This window comes from Pseudomonas sp. MOIL14HWK12:I1 (assembly GCF_000510705.1).
In the GTDB taxonomy this organism is placed as follows: domain Bacteria; phylum Pseudomonadota; class Gammaproteobacteria; order Pseudomonadales; family Pseudomonadaceae; genus Chryseomonas; species Chryseomonas oryzihabitans.
Map to the genome: position 1 here is coordinate 20393 of NZ_AZNY01000009.1, position 18266 is coordinate 38658.

General features: G+C 66.2%; 20 protein-coding genes and 1 tRNA gene. 15 read left to right on the top strand and 6 right to left on the bottom strand.

The window, feature by feature from the left end; translation table 11 throughout:
• Nucleotides 1-42 precede the first annotated feature (42 nt).
• The 3 genes from PSEK12I1_RS0107380 to PSEK12I1_RS0107390 all read right to left on the bottom strand — a co-directional run bounded on the left by PSEK12I1_RS0107380 (nt 43) and on the right by PSEK12I1_RS0107390 (nt 3136).
• The gene (locus PSEK12I1_RS0107380; RefSeq protein ID WP_027601132.1) at nt 43-837 is read right to left on the bottom strand and encodes an SDR family oxidoreductase; all 795 of its coding nucleotides are present in this window, start codon (nt 835-837) and stop codon (nt 43-45) included.
• A 4-nt stretch (nt 838-841) separates the two neighbouring features.
• Nucleotides 842-2089: a dienelactone hydrolase family protein gene (locus tag PSEK12I1_RS0107385; RefSeq protein WP_027601133.1), complete on the bottom strand. Its 1248-nt coding sequence runs from the start codon at nt 2087-2089 to the stop codon at nt 842-844.
• A gap of 165 nt (nt 2090-2254) precedes the next feature.
• Nucleotides 2255-3136 (bottom strand): LysR family transcriptional regulator, encoded by an 882-nt coding sequence (locus tag PSEK12I1_RS0107390; RefSeq protein ID WP_027601134.1) that lies wholly within the window; start codon nt 3134-3136, stop codon nt 2255-2257.
• 121 nt (nt 3137-3257) lie between these two features.
• Here PSEK12I1_RS0107390 and PSEK12I1_RS0107395 point away from each other — a divergent pair, with 121 nt between their 5' ends.
• The 8 genes from PSEK12I1_RS0107395 (at nt 3258) to PSEK12I1_RS0107430 (ending at nt 10159) form a co-directional block, all read left to right on the top strand.
• Nucleotides 3258-4400 (top strand): muconate cycloisomerase family protein, encoded by a 1143-nt coding sequence (locus tag PSEK12I1_RS0107395; RefSeq protein ID WP_027601135.1) that lies wholly within the window; start codon nt 3258-3260, stop codon nt 4398-4400.
• Nucleotides 4401-4423: 23 nt separating this feature from the next.
• Nucleotides 4424-4714 carry a muconolactone Delta-isomerase gene (catC, locus tag PSEK12I1_RS0107400; protein ID WP_027601136.1) on the top strand — a complete coding sequence of 97 codons (291 nt, stop codon included), beginning with the start codon at nt 4424-4426 and terminating at the stop codon, nt 4712-4714.
• Between the two features lie 36 nt (nt 4715-4750).
• Complete coding sequence (catA, locus tag PSEK12I1_RS0107405; protein WP_027601137.1) at nt 4751-5686, top strand: catechol 1,2-dioxygenase; 936 nt, start codon at nt 4751-4753, stop codon at nt 5684-5686.
• A gap of 158 nt (nt 5687-5844) precedes the next feature.
• Complete coding sequence (locus PSEK12I1_RS0107410) at nt 5845-6579, top strand: SDR family NAD(P)-dependent oxidoreductase (RefSeq protein WP_007162330.1); 735 nt, start codon at nt 5845-5847, stop codon at nt 6577-6579.
• A 198-nt stretch (nt 6580-6777) separates the two neighbouring features.
• A complete protein-coding gene (zigA, locus tag PSEK12I1_RS0107415; protein ID WP_027601138.1) occupies nt 6778-8013 on the top strand; it encodes a zinc metallochaperone GTPase ZigA in 1236 nt (411 codons plus the stop codon).
• A gap of 14 nt (nt 8014-8027) precedes the next feature.
• The gene (gene folE2 / locus PSEK12I1_RS0107420) at nt 8028-8933 is read left to right on the top strand and encodes a GTP cyclohydrolase FolE2 (protein ID WP_027601139.1); all 906 of its coding nucleotides are present in this window, start codon (nt 8028-8030) and stop codon (nt 8931-8933) included.
• Between the two features lie 113 nt (nt 8934-9046).
• Nucleotides 9047-9310: a hypothetical protein gene (locus tag PSEK12I1_RS0107425; RefSeq protein WP_027601140.1), complete on the top strand. Its 264-nt coding sequence runs from the start codon at nt 9047-9049 to the stop codon at nt 9308-9310.
• A 267-nt stretch (nt 9311-9577) separates the two neighbouring features.
• Entirely contained in the window at nt 9578-10159 is a 582-nt protein-coding gene (locus tag PSEK12I1_RS0107430; protein WP_027601141.1) for a hypothetical protein, read from the top strand.
• Nucleotides 10160-11230: 1071 nt separating this feature from the next.
• On the opposite strand, the gene PSEK12I1_RS0107440 is transcribed toward PSEK12I1_RS0107430, so the two are convergent.
• A tRNA-Ser gene (locus tag PSEK12I1_RS0107440) sits at nt 11231-11318 on the bottom strand.
• Nucleotides 11319-11445: 127 nt separating this feature from the next.
• Between PSEK12I1_RS0107440 and PSEK12I1_RS0107445 the strand changes: the two genes are divergently transcribed.
• The 7 genes from PSEK12I1_RS0107445 to PSEK12I1_RS0107475 all read left to right on the top strand — a co-directional run bounded on the left by PSEK12I1_RS0107445 (nt 11446) and on the right by PSEK12I1_RS0107475 (nt 15574).
• Nucleotides 11446-12114 carry a Bax inhibitor-1/YccA family protein gene (locus PSEK12I1_RS0107445; RefSeq protein WP_007162313.1) on the top strand — a complete coding sequence of 223 codons (669 nt, stop codon included), beginning with the start codon at nt 11446-11448 and terminating at the stop codon, nt 12112-12114.
• Between the two features lie 49 nt (nt 12115-12163).
• Nucleotides 12164-12559: a sulfurtransferase complex subunit TusD gene (tusD, locus tag PSEK12I1_RS0107450; protein ID WP_007162312.1), complete on the top strand. Its 396-nt coding sequence runs from the start codon at nt 12164-12166 to the stop codon at nt 12557-12559.
• A 1-nt stretch (nt 12560) separates the two neighbouring features.
• Entirely contained in the window at nt 12561-12917 is a 357-nt protein-coding gene (gene tusC, locus PSEK12I1_RS0107455; RefSeq protein ID WP_027601143.1) for a sulfurtransferase complex subunit TusC, read from the top strand.
• A complete protein-coding gene (gene tusB / locus PSEK12I1_RS0107460; RefSeq protein WP_007162310.1) occupies nt 12914-13213 on the top strand; it encodes a sulfurtransferase complex subunit TusB in 300 nt (99 codons plus the stop codon). The genes tusC and tusB overlap by 4 nt, the downstream gene beginning before the upstream one ends.
• A gap of 2 nt (nt 13214-13215) precedes the next feature.
• Nucleotides 13216-13527: a TusE/DsrC/DsvC family sulfur relay protein gene (locus PSEK12I1_RS0107465; protein ID WP_007162309.1), complete on the top strand. Its 312-nt coding sequence runs from the start codon at nt 13216-13218 to the stop codon at nt 13525-13527.
• Complete coding sequence (locus PSEK12I1_RS0107470; RefSeq protein ID WP_027601144.1) at nt 13524-14507, top strand: glycosyl transferase family protein; 984 nt, start codon at nt 13524-13526, stop codon at nt 14505-14507. Before PSEK12I1_RS0107465 ends, PSEK12I1_RS0107470 begins: the two co-directional genes overlap by 4 nt.
• A 65-nt stretch (nt 14508-14572) precedes the next feature.
• Nucleotides 14573-15574, top strand: a complete 1002-nt coding sequence (locus tag PSEK12I1_RS0107475; RefSeq protein ID WP_027601145.1) for a glutathione S-transferase family protein — start codon at nt 14573-14575, stop codon at nt 15572-15574.
• Nucleotides 15575-15577: 3 nt separating this feature from the next.
• On the opposite strand, the gene cysG is transcribed toward PSEK12I1_RS0107475, so the two are convergent.
• Both cysG and serS read right to left on the bottom strand, forming a co-directional pair.
• Complete coding sequence (cysG, locus tag PSEK12I1_RS0107480; protein ID WP_007162306.1) at nt 15578-16972, bottom strand: siroheme synthase CysG; 1395 nt, start codon at nt 16970-16972, stop codon at nt 15578-15580.
• Nucleotides 16972-18249, bottom strand: a complete 1278-nt coding sequence (gene serS, locus PSEK12I1_RS0107485) for a serine--tRNA ligase (RefSeq protein ID WP_027597797.1) — start codon at nt 18247-18249, stop codon at nt 16972-16974. The genes cysG and serS overlap by 1 nt, the downstream gene beginning before the upstream one ends.
• Nucleotides 18250-18266 lie beyond the last annotated feature (17 nt).

The following is an 18266-nucleotide window of genomic DNA, read 5'->3' on the forward strand; positions in this document are numbered from 1 at the left end:
GTGAAGCCGTTGAACAGGCGCCAGAAGGGGTTGTGCATGGCATCACTCCCGTTCGGCGAGACGTGGAATGGCCGGCTGGTTGCGCTCCGGTCCCATGACCGAATAACCGCCGTCCACGGCATAGTCGGCGCCGGTGACGAAACTCGCCGCCGGTGACAGTAGAAAGGCGACCACCTGGGCGACCTCCGCCGGCTCGCCGAGGCGGCCGAGCAGATGGAAGTCGGCGGCGACGCGGTCGGCGTGGGCGCGATCCCCACCGCTGACCTCGGCGATCACCCGCGACCAGGTCCAGCCCGGCGACACCGAGTTGACGCGAATGCCGTCCGGCGCCAGATCCAGCGCCATGCTGCGGGTCAGCTGCTTGAGTGCGGCCTTGGAGACGGGATACAGCCAGCGCCCGGTCTGGGCGCAGTCGGCGGAGATGGAGGTAAAGTTGACCACCGCCCCCCGCCGCGCCTTGAGATCCGTGTGCAGTGCCTTGGCCAGCATCACCGCCGACACCAGGTTCACGTCCAGCGCCTTGAGCCAGTCAGCGCGCGACGAAGCCAGGCCATCGTCGAGATAGGTACAGGCCAGGTTTACCAGGCCAGCCACCGCGCCGAAGCGTTCGCGGATGGCAGCTATCGCGAGCGCCAACGCCGCATCGTCGGTCAGGTCCACGGTCAGGAAGAACGCCGCTTCGCCGAGCACCTCGGCACCGGCCGCGCCGTTCGGGTCGATGTCCAGCAGGGCCACCCGAGCGCCTGCCGCGACCAGTGCCTCGGCCACCGCCTGGCCGATCAGGGTGGCACTGCCGCTGATGACCACCGTCTTGCCATCGAGGGAATGCAGACTCATGGCCTCACTCCTCGATGGACTTGCCGGCGCTGGAAGCCCAGCTCGGCATCAGGGTGTTGGATGGCAGCGTCTCGTCGAGCAGCTTGTGCGCGGTCTCGGCGCCCGCCACCGGTAACCCCTGGGGGTCGAGCAGGCCGATCTGCACCAGCACGCTGGCCTGATCCCAGTAGATGTGCTCGTGGTAGAGCTTGGGTCCGCGAAACTTCACCACCCCCAGCATGGGGATCTCGACATGGCGGCCGGTCGGCGCGACGCCGGGCAGCATCCAGTCGATGGGCTCGTCATGGGTGAAGCTCATGATGAACTCGTCGACGATCTGCGAGGCGCCCACGGTGCGCGAGAGCGGCGTGAGCTTCATGTCCCTGGGGTTGCCGTGCACGAAGTGGTAGCGATAGAAACGCGCCAGTTCGCGATAGCCGACCCCGCCGGTCATGGTCGGGATATGGTTGACGTAGGGCTCGGGCACCATGGTAGCCATGGTCGCCGGCACGTCGCGGGTATCGAATTCGTGGCGGATATGTTCTTCCCACAGCGCCGAGAGATTGTAGTCCGGGCCGATGGTGCGGCGCAGCGCGGCGATGGTGCGCTCATGGGCCAGCAGCGCGGCGGGCTTGTAGTAGTGATGGCCGGCGGGCCGGGCGAAGGCATGGTCGACGCCGGGGTAGACGTAACCCTCGGTACCCGGCCGCTCGGCCAGGGCCGCCAGGATGGCTTCCCGCGCCGGCGCCGGACAGAATTGGTCGGCCTCGGCGAAATGCAGCACCAGGCGCCCACTCAAGTCTTCCAACTCGCCCAGGGCCTTTTCGATACCGACTCCGTAGTAGCCGACGGCGCAAGCCACTTGGCGCAAGCGGCAGGCGGCCAGGTAGGCCAGCTTGCCACCCAGGCAGTAGCCCACCACGCCGAGCCCGGCTTCGCTCACTTCGGGCAGGCTACGCAAATGGTCGAGGGCGGCACCGATGTCCACCACCCCCAGGTTCTCGTCGAAGTCCTGGTAGTGGCCGAAGGCCTTTTCGAAATCCTCGGGGGTGTAGCTTAGTTCGATGCGCGGCGCCTGGCGCCAGTAGAGGTCCGGCACCAGCACGCTGTAGCCCTCCTCGGCCAGTTGGTCGGCCACGGCGCGCATGGCGGCGTTGACGCCGAAGATCTCCTGGCACAGGACGATGCCCGGACCGCGACCGTCGATGGAGGGCACGAAGTAGGCGTCGAAGGCGCCGGACGGCGCAGGTACGTGGATATAGGATCCGGTCATCGCAAGAGACTCCAGGTTGCTCAGGTCTGGAATCATCTTCGGCGCGGTGCGCGCTGCGGGGCTGTCCGCAGACTGCCGCGACCATCCCCTTGGCGCAGCTAATTACGCGGCGGCCGCCACCCGGGCGTCGGGCGAATCCCGCCCAGGCCACGGCTGGTCGGGGCTTCAGGCCTGTTGCGCAGCGGTCTCCTGCACCAGCGCCAGACAATGCGCCAGCAGCGGCGAGCGATCGCCGGCCCGGTAGCTGATGACGATGGGCGAGACCGCCTGAGTATCGCTCAGGGAGACGTAGTCGATGTCGTCGCGGTGCAGCCGGCGCACCGAGGCCGGCACCAGGGTGATCCCCAGTCCGGCCGCCACCAGGCCGATGGCCGTCTGCAATTCGTTGGCCCACTGCGCCACGCGGATGTTCACTCCTTCGCGAGCGAACAGCGCCAGCACATGGTCAGCGTAACTGGGTCGCGGCGCGGAGGGATAGAGCACGAAGGGCTCTTGCGCCAGGCGTGCCAGACTCACCGGCGCGCCCAGCAGCGGATGCCCGGCCGGCAGCACCGCCACCAGCGGGTCCTCGTGCAACACCTCCTGTACCACCGCGGCATCCTCGATGCGGATGCGACCGAAACCGATGTCGATGCGTCCGCTCTTGAGCGCCTCCACCTGCTGCAGGGTGATCAGCTCGGACAGCCCCAGCTCCAGCCCGGCATCGGTGCGCAGTCGGCGGATCAGTTCCGGCAGGGCGCCATAGAGGGTGGACGGCGCGAATCCGATGCCCAGCCAGCGCTTGCGCCCCTCGGCCACCCGCCGGGTGCCGTCGCGTACCTCGTCCAGCTGCGCCAGCAAGCGACTGCCGTGTTCCTGGAAATAGCGCCCGGCCTCGGTGAGGCGCAAGGGCCGGCCGCGCTCCAGCAGGCTCACCCCCAGCTCTTCTTCCAGTTGCTGGATCTGCCGGCTGAGCGGCGGCTGGGCCATGTGCAGGCGTTCGGCCGCGCGGGTGAAGTTGAGGGTCTCCGCCAGGACCAGGAAGTACCTCAGATGCCGCAGCTCCATCATACCTCCAGGGTATCGTAGAACACGCAACGGATATTGGACTGCCGGGGAGGCAACTCGCAAGCTGAAAGCCGTCCCTACAAGAACGCGCGGCAACGACCGCCCCTGATGGATTTGGCCCATGATCAGCATCGAACGCCTGGACACCTGCCTCGTCGACCTGCCCACCATCCGCCCGCACAAGCTGGCCATGCATACCCTGCAGCGGCAGACCCTGGTGCTGTTGCGCCTGACCTGCAGCGACGGCAGCCAGGGCCTCGGCGAAGCCACCACCATCGGCGGCTTGGCCTACGCCGGGGAGAGCCCGGAAAGCATCAAGACCAACCTCGATACCTATCTGGCGCCCCTGGTGATCGGCCAGGACGCCGACAACCTCAATGCCGTGATGCAGCGGGTCGAGCGCAGCGTGCGCGCCAATACCTTCGCCAAGTCGGCCCTGGAGACCGCTCTGCTCGACGCCCAGGGCCAGCGTCGCGGCCTGGGCATCGCCGAACTGCTCGGCGGCCGGGTGCAACAGGGGCTGGAGGTGGCCTGGACCCTGGCTAGCGGCGACACCGGCAAGGACGTCGCCGAAGCCGAACGCATGCTCGACCTGCGCCGCCATCGCCATTTCAAACTCAAGATCGGCGCGGCCGAACCGGCCCGGGACATCGCCCACGTGGCAGCCATCAAGCGCGCCCTGGGCGATCGCGCCAGCGTGCGGGTCGACGTCAACCAGGCCTGGAGCGAAGGTGTGGCCTTGCGCGCCTGCCAGGCCCTGGCCGACGCAGGGGTGGAGTTGATCGAACAGCCGGTGCCGCGCCATGACGTCCAGGCCCTGGCCCGGGTCAGCGCCCGGAGTCCGGCGCCGGTGATGGCCGACGAAGCCATCGAGAGCCTCCCCGACGCCTTCGCCCTGGCCCGTGCCGGCGCCGCCCCGGTGTTCGCCCTCAAGATCGCCAAGACCGGCGGTCCGCGGGCGGTGCTCAAGGTCGCCCACCTGGCGCAGGCGGCCGGCATCGGCCTCTATGGCGGCACCATGCTCGAAGGCAGCATCGGCACCCTGGCCTCGGCCCATGCCTTCGCCACCCTGGAGCGGCTGGACTGGCACAGCGAACTGTTCGGGCCGCTGCTGCTCACCGAGGACATCCTCGTCGAGCCGCCGACCTATCGCGACTTCCAGCTGCTGCTGCCCCAGGGTCCCGGCCTCGGCGTCAGCCTCGACGAAGACCGCCTCGCCCATTTCCGTCGCGATCGCAGCAGCCTCGCCGTCGCCACCGCCTGATCACGCCCCGTGGAGGATTCACCATGCTGTTCATGGTCCGCATGACCGTCGAACTGCCCCACGACCTGCCTGCCGCCGACGCCACGCGACTCAAGCAGGCGGAAAAGGAACTGGCCCAGGAGCTGCAGCGCCAGGGCACCTGGCGCCACCTCTGGCGTATCGCCGGGCTCTACGCCAACGTCAGCATCTTCGACGTGGCCGATACCCAGGCGCTGCACGATACCCTGCTGCAACTGCCGCTCTACCCCTATATGGAGATCGAGGTCACCGCCCTGTGCCGGCACCCCTCCTCCATCCACACCGACGACCGCTGATTGGCCACCCATAACAACAACACCGAGGATCGCTCCATGACCCTAGCCCTTTCCCAGACCGCCGATGTGCAGAAGTTCTTTGAAGTCGCCAGCGGCTTCGAGCAGGACGCCGGCAATCCGCGCCTCAAGACCATCGTGCACCGTATCCTCACCGACAGCATCCGCATGATCGAGGACCTGGAGGTGACGCCCGAGGAATTCTGGCAGGCGGTGAGCTACTTCAACGACCTGGGCGCGCGCCAGGAAGCCGGACTGCTGGTCGCCGGCCTCGGCCTGGAGCACTATCTGGATCTGCTGCTGGATGCCCAGGACGAACAGGCCGGCCGCACCGGTGGCACCCCGCGCACCATCGAAGGCCCGCTCTATGTGGCCGGTGCCCCTCTGTGCGAAGGCGAAGCCCGGCTCGATGATGGCCAGGACGCCGGCGTGCCGCTGTTCATGACCGGCCAGGTGCGCGGCACCGAGGGTCGCCCGCTGGCCGGCGCCCTGGTGGACGTCTGGCACGCCAACACCGGCGGCACCTATTCCTACTTCGATCCGGCGCAGTCCGAATTCAACCTGCGCCGACGCATCCGCACCGACGCCGAGGGCCGCTACGCCTTCCGCAGCATCGTGCCCTCCGGCTACGGTTGCCCGCCGGACGGCCCCACCCAGCGCCTGCTCGACGGCCTCGGCCGCCATGGCCAGCGCCCGGCCCACATCCACTTTTTCATCTCCGCTCCCGGCCATCGCCACCTGACCACCCAGATCAACCTGGCCGGCGACAAGTACCTGCACGATGACTTCGCCTACGCCACCCGCGACGAACTCATCGCCGACATCCACTTCCACGACGACGCCAACGCCGCCCGCGCCCGTGGCCTCGACGGCAGCCAGTTCGCCGAAATCGACTTCGACTTCGAATTGCAGCCCGCCGAAGAACCCACCGCCGAGCAGCGCAGTGCCCGCCCGCGCGCCCTCGAAGAAGCCTGAAGGCACCCTGTCCTCATCGGTCCGCCGGTGAGGACAGGACCATCGATTGCCCCACCTGTCCTGCTTGGGCATAGTGAACCGGCCTGCCAGACGCCGGAGTCACCCACCATGCCCGTCCTGTCGCCCCTCGTCCGCCCCTCTGCCAGCCGGGGTCGCCCATGACCCAGCGCACCATGCTGCTCACCGGTGCCAGTCGCGGAATCGGTCACGCCACGGTCAAGCTGTTCCGCAGCCTGGGCTGGCGTCTGCTCACCGTCTCCCGCCAGCCGTTCTCCGAAGAATGCGCCTGGCCGGAAGCCCGCGACGCGCACATCCAGGCCGATCTCGCCGACCTCACCCAGATCGATCGCCTGGTCGCCACCGTCCGCGAGCGGCTGCCCAGCGGCAAGCTGGATGCCCTGGTCAACAATGCCGGCATCTCGCCCAAGGGGCCGGATGGCGGTCGCCTCGGGGTAGCCGCGTCGGATGCCGAGACCTGGACCCACGTCCTCAACGTCAATCTGGTTTCCACCGCCCTGCTGGCCCGCGCCCTGCTGCCGGAGCTTGAAGCCGCTCGAGGCAGCATCGTAAACGTCACCTCCATCGCCGGTTCGCGGGTGCATCCCTTCGCCGGAGTGGCCTATGCCGCCTCCAAGGCAGGCCTGGCCGCGCTGACCCGGGAACTGGCCCATGAATTCGGTCCCCGTGGCATCCGCGCCAACGCCATAGCACCGGGCGAGATCGCCACTTCCATCCTCTCGCCCGGTACCGATGGCCTGGTGGAAGCCGAGGTCCCGCTCAAGCGCCTGGGTACCCCCGACGAAGTGGCCGAGACCATCTACTTCCTCTGCAGCGAACGCTCCTGCTACATCAACGGTGCCGAGATCCATATCAACGGCGGTCAGCACGTCTAGTTGGCGCCTGTGACCGAGGGCAGTCCGCCTGGATCAATGGCGGGCGGCTCGAGTCACCCACCCGGTTAGCTGAAGAAGACGTCGTGCAGGGAACAGGTCCGTTCTTAACCCGCACTAACTGTTATGTTATAACGTGTTATAAAGTTCTGGAGCATCCCCTACAGGGACGCGCCCGCCCTACGACCTACCCTAGCCGTGATGACCATGACGACCCCAGCCAGCTTCCCCAGCCAGAAACTCCCTGTCACCGTGCTCTCCGGCTTTTTCGGCGCCGGCAAGACCACCCTGCTCAACCATATTCTCAACAACCGCGAAGGCCGGCGGGTGGCGGTCATCGTCAACGACATGTCCGAGGTCAACATCGACGCCGCCCTGGTCCGCGACGGCGGCGCCGAGCTGTCGCGCACCGAGGAAAAGCTGGTGGAGATGAGCAACGGCTGCATCTGCTGCACCCTGCGCGAAGACCTGCTGCTGGAAGTCGAACGCCTCGCCCGCGATGGCCGCTTCGATCAGCTGGTCATCGAATCCACCGGGATCTCCGAGCCCCTGCCCGTGGCCGAAACCTTCACCTTCGCGGGCGAAGACGGGCGCTGCCTGGGCGACGTCGCCCAGCTCGACACCCTGGTCACCGTGGTGGATGCCTTCAACTTCCTGCGCGACTACGCCTCCAGCGATCTGCTGGAATCCCGCGGCGAATCCCTCGGCGAGGAAGACGAGCGCACCGTAGTCGACCTGCTGATCGAGCAGATCGAATTCTGTGACGTCCTAGTGGTGAACAAGCTGGATCTGGTCGAGCCGGCGGAACGTGATCGCCTGTTGGCCATCCTGCGCAGCCTCAATCCTCGCGCGCGGCTTGAGCTGGCCAGCTTTGGCGCCGTCCCCCTGGAACGGGTGCTGCGGACCGGCCTGTTCGACTTCGACAAAGCCGCCCAGGCGCCGGGCTGGCTGCAGGAGCTGCGCGGCGAACATACCCCCGAGACCGAGGAATACGGCATCTCGAGCTTTGTCTATCAGGCCCGCCGCCCCTTCCATCCCGAGCGCTTCTTCGCCCTGGTCGAGGGGGAATGGCCTGGCGTGATCCGCTCCAAGGGCTACTTCTGGCTGGCCAGCCATCCCGCCCATGCCGGCACCTGGTCCCAGGCCGGCGCCGTGGCCCGCCATGGCGTGGCCGGGCGCTGGTGGGCCGCGGTACCCCCCGAGCAGTGGCCGGAGGATGAAGAAACCGTCGCGCTCATCAAGGAGAGATGGCACGCCGATGTCGGCGATGCTCGTCAGGAACTGGTGCTCATCGGCATGGACATGGACGAAGCCGCCCTGCGCGCCCGCCTGGATGCCTGCCTGCTGACCGACAGCGAACTCGCCACCGGCCCCGCGGCCTGGACGCGCCTGCACAACCCCTTCAACGACTGGCCCCAGGCCGTCGATCCCCACTGAGTCGAGCCCTGCCCATGAATGCCATCCTGCCCGATGTCTCCCTCAGCGAGACCGCCACCCTGCCCGCCGCCCTCGACTGGGTCGGCATGCAGGGCATCGACCTGCCGATCCGCCTCGGCCAGGGCGAACTCGACGGCCTGCTGCCCGCCAGCGCCGACGTTCAGGTCGACCTGCCCGCGGCCACCGCCAAGGGCATCCATATGTCCCGCCTCTATCAACTGCTGGATCGCCTGGGCGGCGAAGCTCTCCTGACGCCAGAGCGCCTGCGTCTGCTGCTGAGCGACATGGTCGCCAGCCACCGCAGCTGCGATTCCCGCGCCGCCCGCCTGCGGCTGGACTTCGCCCTGCTGATCCGCCGCCCCGCCCTGGTGACCGCCGAGCTAAGTGGCTGGAAACGCTATCCCGTACGCCTGGAAGCCAGCTGGGTAGCCGGCGCTTTCAAGCTCAGCGCGCGCGTCGAGATCCTTTACGCCTCCACCTGTCCCTGCTCCGCCGCCCTGTCCCGGCAACTGATCGAACGGGCCTTTCTGGCCGAACACGGGACCACCACGCAGCTCGATCCCGCCACCGTCGCCCACTGGCTGAGCCGTCACGCCTCCCTGGCCACCCCGCACAGCCAGCGCAGCCTGGCCCGGGTACGGATCAGCCTGCTGGCCGGGGCAGTCGACTTCGGCTTGCTGCCCCTGATCGACCAGTGCGAACAGGCCCTGGGCACGCCGGTGCAGACCGCCGTCAAGCGCGCCGACGAACAGGCCTTCGCCGCGCTAAATGGCAGCAACCTGATGTTCGTCGAGGACGCCGCCCGCCGCCTGCTGGTCGCCCTGCGTGACAGCTACCGGGACGTGAGCCTCCAGGTGCGCCATTTGGAGAGTCTGCATCCGCACGATGCGTCCGCCTGGGCCTCCAGCTCGCCCGCTTGAACAGGGCGTCTCTGCAGCTTTCCTTTCAAAACGGCCGCTTTACCGCTTTACTGCAAACGAAGCGGTCGCTCTGGACGGCCACTCCCTCTCTCTCGATTCAGGAGCGCTTCTCGATGAAATCCCGCCTTACCGCAGCAGCCATGACCGTTCTGCTGAGCGTCCTCGGCACGGGCGTCGCACTGGCCGAAAGCCCGGTGGAAAAGAGCATCCGCCAGGACGGTCGTGACGTGAGCAAGGACGCCCGCCACGACCGCAAGGAAATCGACAAGGGCGCGGCCCATGCCGCCGACGAAGCCGACCGCACCGATACCCATCTGGACAAGGAACGCCACCGCGAAGACAAGAAGGTGGACAAGGAATATAAGAAGACGCTGTAGCCCGCCCGGGTCGGGGCAGAGCCTGGGGACTGTCTTATCATTGAGCGCTGTGCCTTCCCTTGAGGCTGCGTGAGTCCCCGCCACTGAAAGGCAGGTAATCCCCTGGCCTGCCTACCCCACTGATAAGCGTGCCAGGCGCATCCACCCGGCTGCGGAGCCCGGCAATCGACTCGTGGCCATCCAGATATTTAGTGACCTGCATCACATTATTTTGGCATGACGGAGCTGATGGCCTAGACTGCGCGCCTCTCGAAAAAGGAGTTTCGCATGAAGCCGTCCCATCTCTTGTTCATCACCTTCGCTGCGCTGCAACTGGCCGGTTGCGCCATCGGCCAGAAGATCGACTACCGCCAGACCGCCCCGCAACTCACCGTCAAGGCCGACAAGCCGGTCGCCGTCGCGGTACTCGATGAGCGCCCCTATGTGGTCGCCCAGAACAAGGACGCCACCTACGTCGGCAACATCCGCGGTCTCTACTACAACCCCTGGAGCGTCCGCACCTACAGCGGTAGCCCCCTCTCCGCCGACCTGCAGGACGCCGTGCAAAAGGCCCTGGCCCGCGCCGCCATCACCGCCATGCCCAGCCAGGCCAGCGACCGCGCGCCCCAGGGCCAGAAGCTGCTGGTGCTGAAACTGCGGGAGTGGAAATCCGACGCCTACATGCGCGTCCGCTTCGACTATGACGTCATCACCCAGGTCCTCGACGACCAGGGCAAGCTGCTCGCCAGCGACGAGATCAAAGGCAGCGGCCCGACCAACAACGTCATCCTTTCGGGCACCCAGGTCCTGACCAACGCCATCGACGCACCGGCCATCGCTGCCGCCCTGGCCAAGGGCAACACGCCCTGACTGGGACGCTGCTCCTCGGTCTGGAAAAAGCCCGCTTCGCGCGGGCTTTTTCCATGTCCCGATACTGGAACTGGATCCGCAGCGGAGCGTATCGCACCGCCATCGTTACGAGCACCGAGGCGCACGAGGGGTTTCAGCCGAGTTGCAGTCATCGGCGGCGGTGGCATGTGGGAGCAGGAAGACCGGAGTACAAAGTCGTCAGACAGGATAGCGGGCGAAACCGGTATTCAACTGAGCTGAGCGCAACGCTCAGCTGTGGATCGCGGTATCGCGCTGAATAGCGACGCCTTACCGCGGTGACGGGAGCCAGGGTTGATCGTGAAAACCTAATGCCTCCGCACTTCTACCGCCTGCGGTTGTCAGACCACCTCATTCGACGTGGACCCGGGCTAGGCAAGCAACATGAATGCGCCTGTGAAAGAACAGAAGGTAATCAATGCGATTGCCATAGGAACCTGCGTAGCAGCAATGGTCTTGCTGTTGAGCTTCGCTGAAGCCACAATCGCGGCCAATAGCTGGGTACCGCAGCCCAGTACCGAAACTGAAAAGGATATTTCAGTTGCGCTATCAATTGACAAGGACAGTGACGCTCTTCGAGTCGAGGCCCCACGGCCGGCTAAATAGCGTCCCGCTCAAATCTGCACTCATTCGTCCACGATCGCTGGCCAGCGATCAGGGCCTACTGGCGCTCACCCTGGGTGCCATGTGTATCGGGTTGGCAACTATCTTCGTGGTGGCCATGGTGGCCTGCTGACGATGGCGCGTGACCAGGGTCGTCAGCTTCAGCGGATGACCGATAGTTTGGCGATGCTTCGCACGTCCTGACTCAGGCCGTTCTGCCTGCTCATCTCAAAAGGCAGTTCCCCACGATCGCACTCAGCTCAGCCCTGGCTCTCGTTCGGGGGCCAGGGTTGCCGCGATGCTCACCCTCATCAAGTCCAGGGCTATAGAAGGTCAGGCATCGGCGCTGTTCCGAAAGAACTTCGGAACTCCTCTTTTTTCTCGCCCGAGCGCTCTTGAAATTCGACCCTGCAGACAGCAAAAAGCCCCGTAAGAACGGGGCTTCGCAGATGGCGGAAGCGCAGAGATTCGAACTCTGGGACCCTTGCGAGTCGGCGGTTTTCAAGACCGCTGCCTTAAACCACTCGGCCACACTTCCGTAAGAGGGGCGCATAGTACCTGATGGCAACACACTGTCAAACAGTCGCAAGCGATCCTTAAGCAACATTTGCTATCTTCGGGGTCGTACGGTACATCACACCGTTAATTTAGCTTTGGAGTACACCATGAACGAGCGTCAATACGCCTACAACCCTGCTATCGCGCAACCGCGGGACGTCAGCCGTGTATTGCGCAACACCTATGCCCTGCTGGCCATGACTCTGGCGTTCAGCGGCCTGGTCGCCTTCGTCTCGCAGCAGATGCGGCTGCCCTACCCCAACATCTTCGTGGTCCTGATCGGCTTCTATGGCCTGTTCTTCCTGACCGTGAAGACCCGCGACAGCGGCTGGGGTCTGGTCAGTACCTTCGCCCTCACCGGCTTCATGGGCTACACCCTGGGCCCGATCCTGAACATGTACCTGGGCCTGCCCAACGGTGGCAGCGTGATCGCCTCCGCTGCCGGCATGACCGCCCTGGCCTTCTTCGGCCTGTCGGCCTACGCCCTGATCAGCCGCAAGGACATGAGCTTCCTCAGTGGCTTTCTGATGGCGGGCTTCTGGATCCTGCTGGGCGCCGTGGTGCTGTCCTTCTTCGTCCAGATCAGCGGCCTGCAACTGGCCATCAGCGCGGGCTTCGTGCTGTTCGCCGCCGCGGCCATCCTGTTCCAGACCAGCGCCATCGTGCACGGTGGTGAAGACAACTACATCATGGCTACCATCACCCTATACGTCTCGATCTACAATATGTTTATCAGCTTGCTGCAGATCTTCGGATTCGCCAGCAACAACGATTGATCACCAGCGGTAGCCCAAGAGGCCCGCTTCGGCGGGCCTTTTTACATCCATGAAATTTGCCATCGTTGTCCTTTCTCCACCCCAGGCGCCTTCGGCGCGTCGGGCCCTGCGCTTCTGCGAGGCGCTGCTGGCCGGGGGTCACGAGCTGTCGCGCCTCTTTCTTTACCGCGACGGCGTCCATAACGCCTCTCACGCCCTCGTGAGTGGCCAGGACGAATCCGATCTGCCCGCCCGTTGGCGCGAGCTGATCGAACGCCACCAGATCGACGCCGTGGTGTGCATCGCCGCCGCCCTCAAGCGCGGGCTGCTGGACGAGAACGAGGCGCGGCGCTACGAACGTGAGGGCGCGGTGAACGTGCGGGCGCCCTGGCAGCTGTCCGGCCTGGGCCAGTTGCACGAGGCGGTGCAGGACGCCGATCGCCTGCTCTGCTTTGGAGGCGACTAGCATGGCCAGGAGTACTCTCGTCATCTCCCGCCAACCGGCCCTGAGCGGCCCCGGTCCGCGCGAGGCGCTGGATATCGTACTGGCCGGTGGTGCCTTCGAATTGCCCCTGGCGCTGCTGTTCGCGGGTCCTGGCGTGACCCAGCTGCTGGCGGCCGACAGCGCGGCCCTCGAGCAGAAGGACCTGAGCGCCAACCTCTCTGCGCTGCCGCTGTTCGGTGTCGAGGCCATCTACGCTGAAGCCGCCGCCCTACACCGCCTGGGCATCACGCCGGAGCAGTTGCCCGCCTGGGTGACTCCGCTGGAGCCCGAGGGGCTGATGGCGCTGATCCACGACCATGACCAGGTGATTTCCATTTGACTACCCTGCACCTGTTTTCCCGCTCGCCGCTGCTGGACGCCGGCGCCCTGGACGGCCTGAGCTGGGTCCGCGGCGAGGACACCGTTCTGCTCACCGGCGCTGCCGTCGAGGCCCTGCGCCCTGGCAGCGCGGCGGCGGAGTTGTTGACGCAACTCCCGGCCGAGACGGCCCTCTATGCCCTGGCGGAAGACGTCCAGGCGCGTCGCCTGCAACCCGAGCGGGCCGTGCCCCTGATCGACTACCCCACCTTCGTCGACCTGAGCGTGAGCTGCGCCAAGGTCATCAGCTGGACCTAGCCATGCCTCTCGACCTCGACCCCGAAGGCTATCTGCGCGACCTCTCCCAGTGGAGTCCCGAAGTAGCCCAGCAACTGGCACTCAAGGAAGGCATCGAGCTGACCGAGCGCCACTGGCAGGTGCTGCAGGCGCTGCGTGACTTCTACGCGCAATTCCAGCTTTCACCAGCCAACCGGCCGCTGATCAAGTACATTGCCCAGACGCTGGGCCCGGATCTGGGCACCAGTCTGCAGCTCAACCTGCTGTTCAAGGGCGCGCCGGCCAAGCTCGGCGCCAAACTGGCCGGCCTGCCGAAACCGGATAATTGCCTATGACCCTCACCACGCCCGAAGAACACCCCTTCGCCGTCTATGTCCGGGCCCTGGGAAAGGGCAAGCGCGGCGCCCGCAGTCTGACCGAGGCCGAGGCGGAAATGGCCATGGGCCTGATCCTCGACGGCCAGGTGACCGAAGCCCAGCTCGGCGCCTTTCTCATGCTGCTCAGACACAAGGAAGAGAGCGCCGAGGAACTGGCCGGCTTTACCCGCGCCGTTCGGGCGCGGCTGCAGCCGCCAGGTTTCGCCGTCGATCTCGACTGGCCGTCCTACGCGGGCAAGAAGCGTCACCTGCCCTGGTACCTGCTGGCGGTGAAATGCCTGGCCGGCAGTGGCGTGCGGGTGGTCATGCATGGCGGTGGTACCCACACCGCGGGCCGGCTCTATACCGAACAGTGCCTGGCCGACCTGGGGATGCCGACCGCCACTGACTGGCAGGACGTCGACGCCCTGCTCGATCGCGGTCAGCCGGCCTTCCTGCCGCTGGCCGCCTGGATGCCGGCCCTGCAGCGGATGATCGATCTCAAGGCCGAGCTCGGCCTGCGCTCGCCGATCCACTCCCTGGTCCGGCTGCTCAACCCCAGCCAGGCGCGCTGCATCCTGCAGAGCATCTTCCATCCGGGTTACCAGGAGGTGCACCGCGAGGCCAGTCGTCTGCTGGGTGATGACAGCATCGTCATCAAGGGCGAAGGCGGTGAAGTCGAGCGCAATCCCGATGTCATCGCCCACCTCTACGGCACCCGTGGCGGCGAAGCCTGGGACGAAAGCTGGCCGGCGCTGACCGAGCGTCGCCAGGTCAAGCCGGAGCGCCTCGATCCGGCCCTGCTCGCCGCCACCTGGCGCGGGGAAGCGGAAGACCCCTATGGGCGCCTGGCGGTCATCGCCACCCTGGCCGTGGCCCTGCGCGCCCTAGGCCAGGACCAGGCCAGCGCCCAGCGCGAAGCCGAGCAACGCTGGGAAGCGCGCGACCGGACGCTCTGACGTCGCCTCAGGAACCCGGAGCGGCTCCCCGGGTTCCTAACCGCAACGCAGCGGAGGATGACGATATGGGCTTGTTGGTCGATGGGCAGTGGCAGGACCGCTGGTACGACAATGGCAAGGATGGCCATTTCAAACGGGAAGAGGCCCAGCGTCGGGACTGGATCGCCCGCCCCGAGCAAGCCATTCCGCAAGGCGCCTCGCGCTATGCCCCGGAAGCCGGGCGCTACCACCTCTATGTGTCCCTGGCCTGTCCCTGGGCCCACCGCACCCTGATCTATCGCCAGCTCAAGGGCCTCAGGGACCTGATCGGCGTCTCGGTGGTCAGCTGGCTGATGCGCGAGGAAGGCTGGACCTTCGACCTGGCCAAGGGCTCCAATGGTGACGACCTCTATCACCTTGAGCGTCTCTACCAGCTCTATCAGCGCGACCAGGCCGACTACACCGGCCGAGTTACCGTGCCGGTGCTCTGGGATCGCCAGGAGGAGCGCATCGTCAGCAACGAATCCGCCGAGATCATCCGCATGTTCAACGGCGCCTTCGACGAGCTGACCGGCAATCGCCTGGACCTCTACCCGGAGGCCCTGCGCGGGCGCATCGACGCCCTCAACGAGCGCATCTATCCGACGGTCAACAACGGCGTCTACCGGGCTGGCTTCGCTACCACCCAGGAGGCCTACGAAGAGGCCTTCGACGAGGTCTTCGCCACCCTCGACGACCTGGAAAAGCTGCTGCAGACCCAGCGCTATCTCACCGGCGAATGGCTGACGGAAGCCGATTGGCGCCTGTTCACCACCCTGATTCGCTTCGACGCCGTTTACCACGGCCACTTCAAATGCAATCTGCGGCGCATCCGGGACTATCCGGCGCTACAGGGCTGGCTGAGGGAGCTGTATCAGTGGCCGGGGATCGCCGAGACCGTGGACTTCGAGCACATCAAGCACCACTACTACGGCAGCCATGCGCAGATCAATCCGACCGGTATCGTGCCCAAGGGGCCCGCCCTGGAGCTGGATCTGCCCCATGGCCGCGAGGCCCTGAGCAGTGCCGGCATCCAGGGCGCGGTCTGAGTGTCAGACCGTCGTCTGGGCGCCTTCGAACCAGGCCAGCTTCTCGCGTAGTGCCACCACTTCGCCGACGATCACCAGCGTCGGCGCGTGGACCTCATGCTCGGCAACCAGCTGCGGCAGATCCTGCAGGGTACCGGTGAATACCCGCTGATTGAGCGTGGTGCCCTGTTGCACTAACGCCGCCGGCGTTGCCGGATCCTTGCCATGGGCGATGAGTTGCTCGCAGATGGTGGGCAGTCCCACCAGGCCCATGTAGAACACCAGGGTCTGCCCCGGCGCCACGAGATCGGTCCAGGGCAGATCGGCCGAGCCGTCCTTGAGATGGCCGGTGACGAAGCGCACCGACTGGGCATGGTCCCTGTGGGTCAGGGGAATGCCGGCATAGGCCGCACAGCCACTGGCCGCGGTGATGCCCGGCACCACCTGGAAGGGAATGCCTTCGGCCGCCAGCTCCTCGATTTCCTCGCCCCCGCGACCGAAGATGAAGGGATCGCCTCCCTTCAATCGCAGGACCCGCTTGCCCTCCCGGGCCAGCTTGACCAGCAGGCGATTGAGATCATCCTGCGGCACCGCATGCTCGGCGCGACGCTTGCCGACATAGATGCGATCGGCATCGCGCCGGCACATGTCGAGGATGGTTGGGGCCACCAGGCGGTCGTAGAGCACTACGTCGGCCTGCTGCATCAGCCGCAGGGCGCGGAAGGTCAGCAGATCCGGATCGCCGGGACCGGCGCCGACCAGATAGACCTCGCCGCGAAAGGTGGCGGTCTCGCTGGTCAGCTTGGCTTCCAGCAGCTGTTCGGCCGCCTGGGGCTGGCCGGAAAAGACCTTTTCCGCGACCTCGCCTTGGAACACTTCTTCCCAGAAGATCCGCCGCGCCTGGAGATCGGCGAAGCGCGTCTTCACCCGGGCGCGAAAGCGCTGGGCCAGTTGCGCCAGCTGCCCGTAGGTCGCCGGGATCCAGCTCTCCAGCTTGGCCCGCACCAGGCGCGCCAGCACCGGGGCGTCACCGCCGCTGGAGATGGCGATCACCAGGGGCGACCGATCGACGATGGCCGGGAAGATCACGGTGCACAGCTTCGGCGCATCCACCGCGTTGACCGGCAGGCCCAGGGCCTGGGCGTCGTGGGACACCCTCTCGTTGACCTCGTCATCGTCGGTGGCCGCGATCACCAGGCAATGTCCGGCGAGATGGTCCGCCGCATAGCGCTCGACCCGGCAACTGCCGCCCCGCGCCTCGACGAAGGCGCGCACCTCAGGCTCGATCTCCGGCGCCACCAGGGTGATGAGGGCGCCGGCTTCGGCCAGCAGCACGCTCTTGCGCAGGGCGATATCGCCCCCGCCGATCACCAGTACCGGACGGCCGTCGAGCTTGTGGAAGAGCGGCAGGTAGTCCATCAGCCGATGACCTCGAGGCCACCCATGTAGGGCTTGAGGACGTCGGGAACGCGGATGCTGCCATCGGCCTGCTGATAGTTCTCCAGCACTGCGACCAGGGTACGACCCACGGCCAGGCCGGAGCCGTTGAGGGTATGCACCAGCTCGGGCTTGCCCTCGGCGTTGCGATAGCGGGCCTGCATGCGGCGCGCCTGGAAATCACCGCAATTGGAGCAGGACGAGATCTCGCGATACTTGCCCTGGCTCGGCACCCAGACTTCCAGGTCGTAGGTCTTGGTGGCACCGAAGCCCATGTCGCCGGTGCACAGAGACAGCACCCGGTAGGGCAGTTCCAGGCGCTGCAGTACGGTCTCGGCGTGGCCGGTCAGCTCTTCCAGGGCCTGGAAGGAGGTGCTCGGCTCGACGATATGGACCATCTCCACCTTGTCGAACTGGTGCTGACGGATCATGCCGCGGGTGTCGCGCCCCGAGGCCCCGGCTTCGCTGCGGAAGCAGGGGGTATGGGCGGTGAACTTGAGCGGCAGACGCTTGGCGTCGAGGATCTGGCCGGCGACCAGGTTGGTCAGGGTGACCTCGGCGGTGGGGATCAGGTAGAGATCGCTCTCGCCTTCGCGGCCGATCTTGAACAGGTCTTCCTCGAACTTGGGCAGCTGACCGGTGCCCTGCAGGGTTTCGGCCTGCACCAGGTAGGGCGTATAGGTCTCTTCGTAGCCGTGCTCGCCGGTGTGCAGGTTGAGCATGAACTGCGCCAGCGCCCGATGCAGGCGGGCGATGGGGCCACGCATCACGGCGAAGCGGGCGCCCGAGAAACGTGCGGCGGTCTCGAAGTCCAGCCAGCCGTGGGTCTCGCCCAAGGCGACGTGATCCTTGATCTCGAAGTCGAACTCACGCGGCGTGCCCCAGCGACGGACTTCGACGTTGTCGTCTTCGTCCTTGCCGACCGGCACCGAGGCGTCGGGCAGGTTGGGCAGGCCCAGCAGCAGGGCATCCAGCTCGCCCTGGACCAGATCCAGCTCACGCTTGGCTTCTTCCAGTTCGCTGCCCATGCGATCGACCTCGGCCAGCAACGGCGCGATGTCTTCACCGCGCGCCTTGGCCTGGCCGATCCCCTTGGAGCGGGCATTGCGCTCGGCCTGCAGGGTCTCGGTGCGGGTCTGCACGGCCTTGCGACGAGCTTCCAGCGACTCCACCAGGCTGACGTCCAGGACGTAGCCACGGGTCGCCAGACGCGCGGCCACCTCCTCGGTTTGGGTGCGAACCAGTTTCGAATCAAGCATGTCCGTTTCTCTTGCTT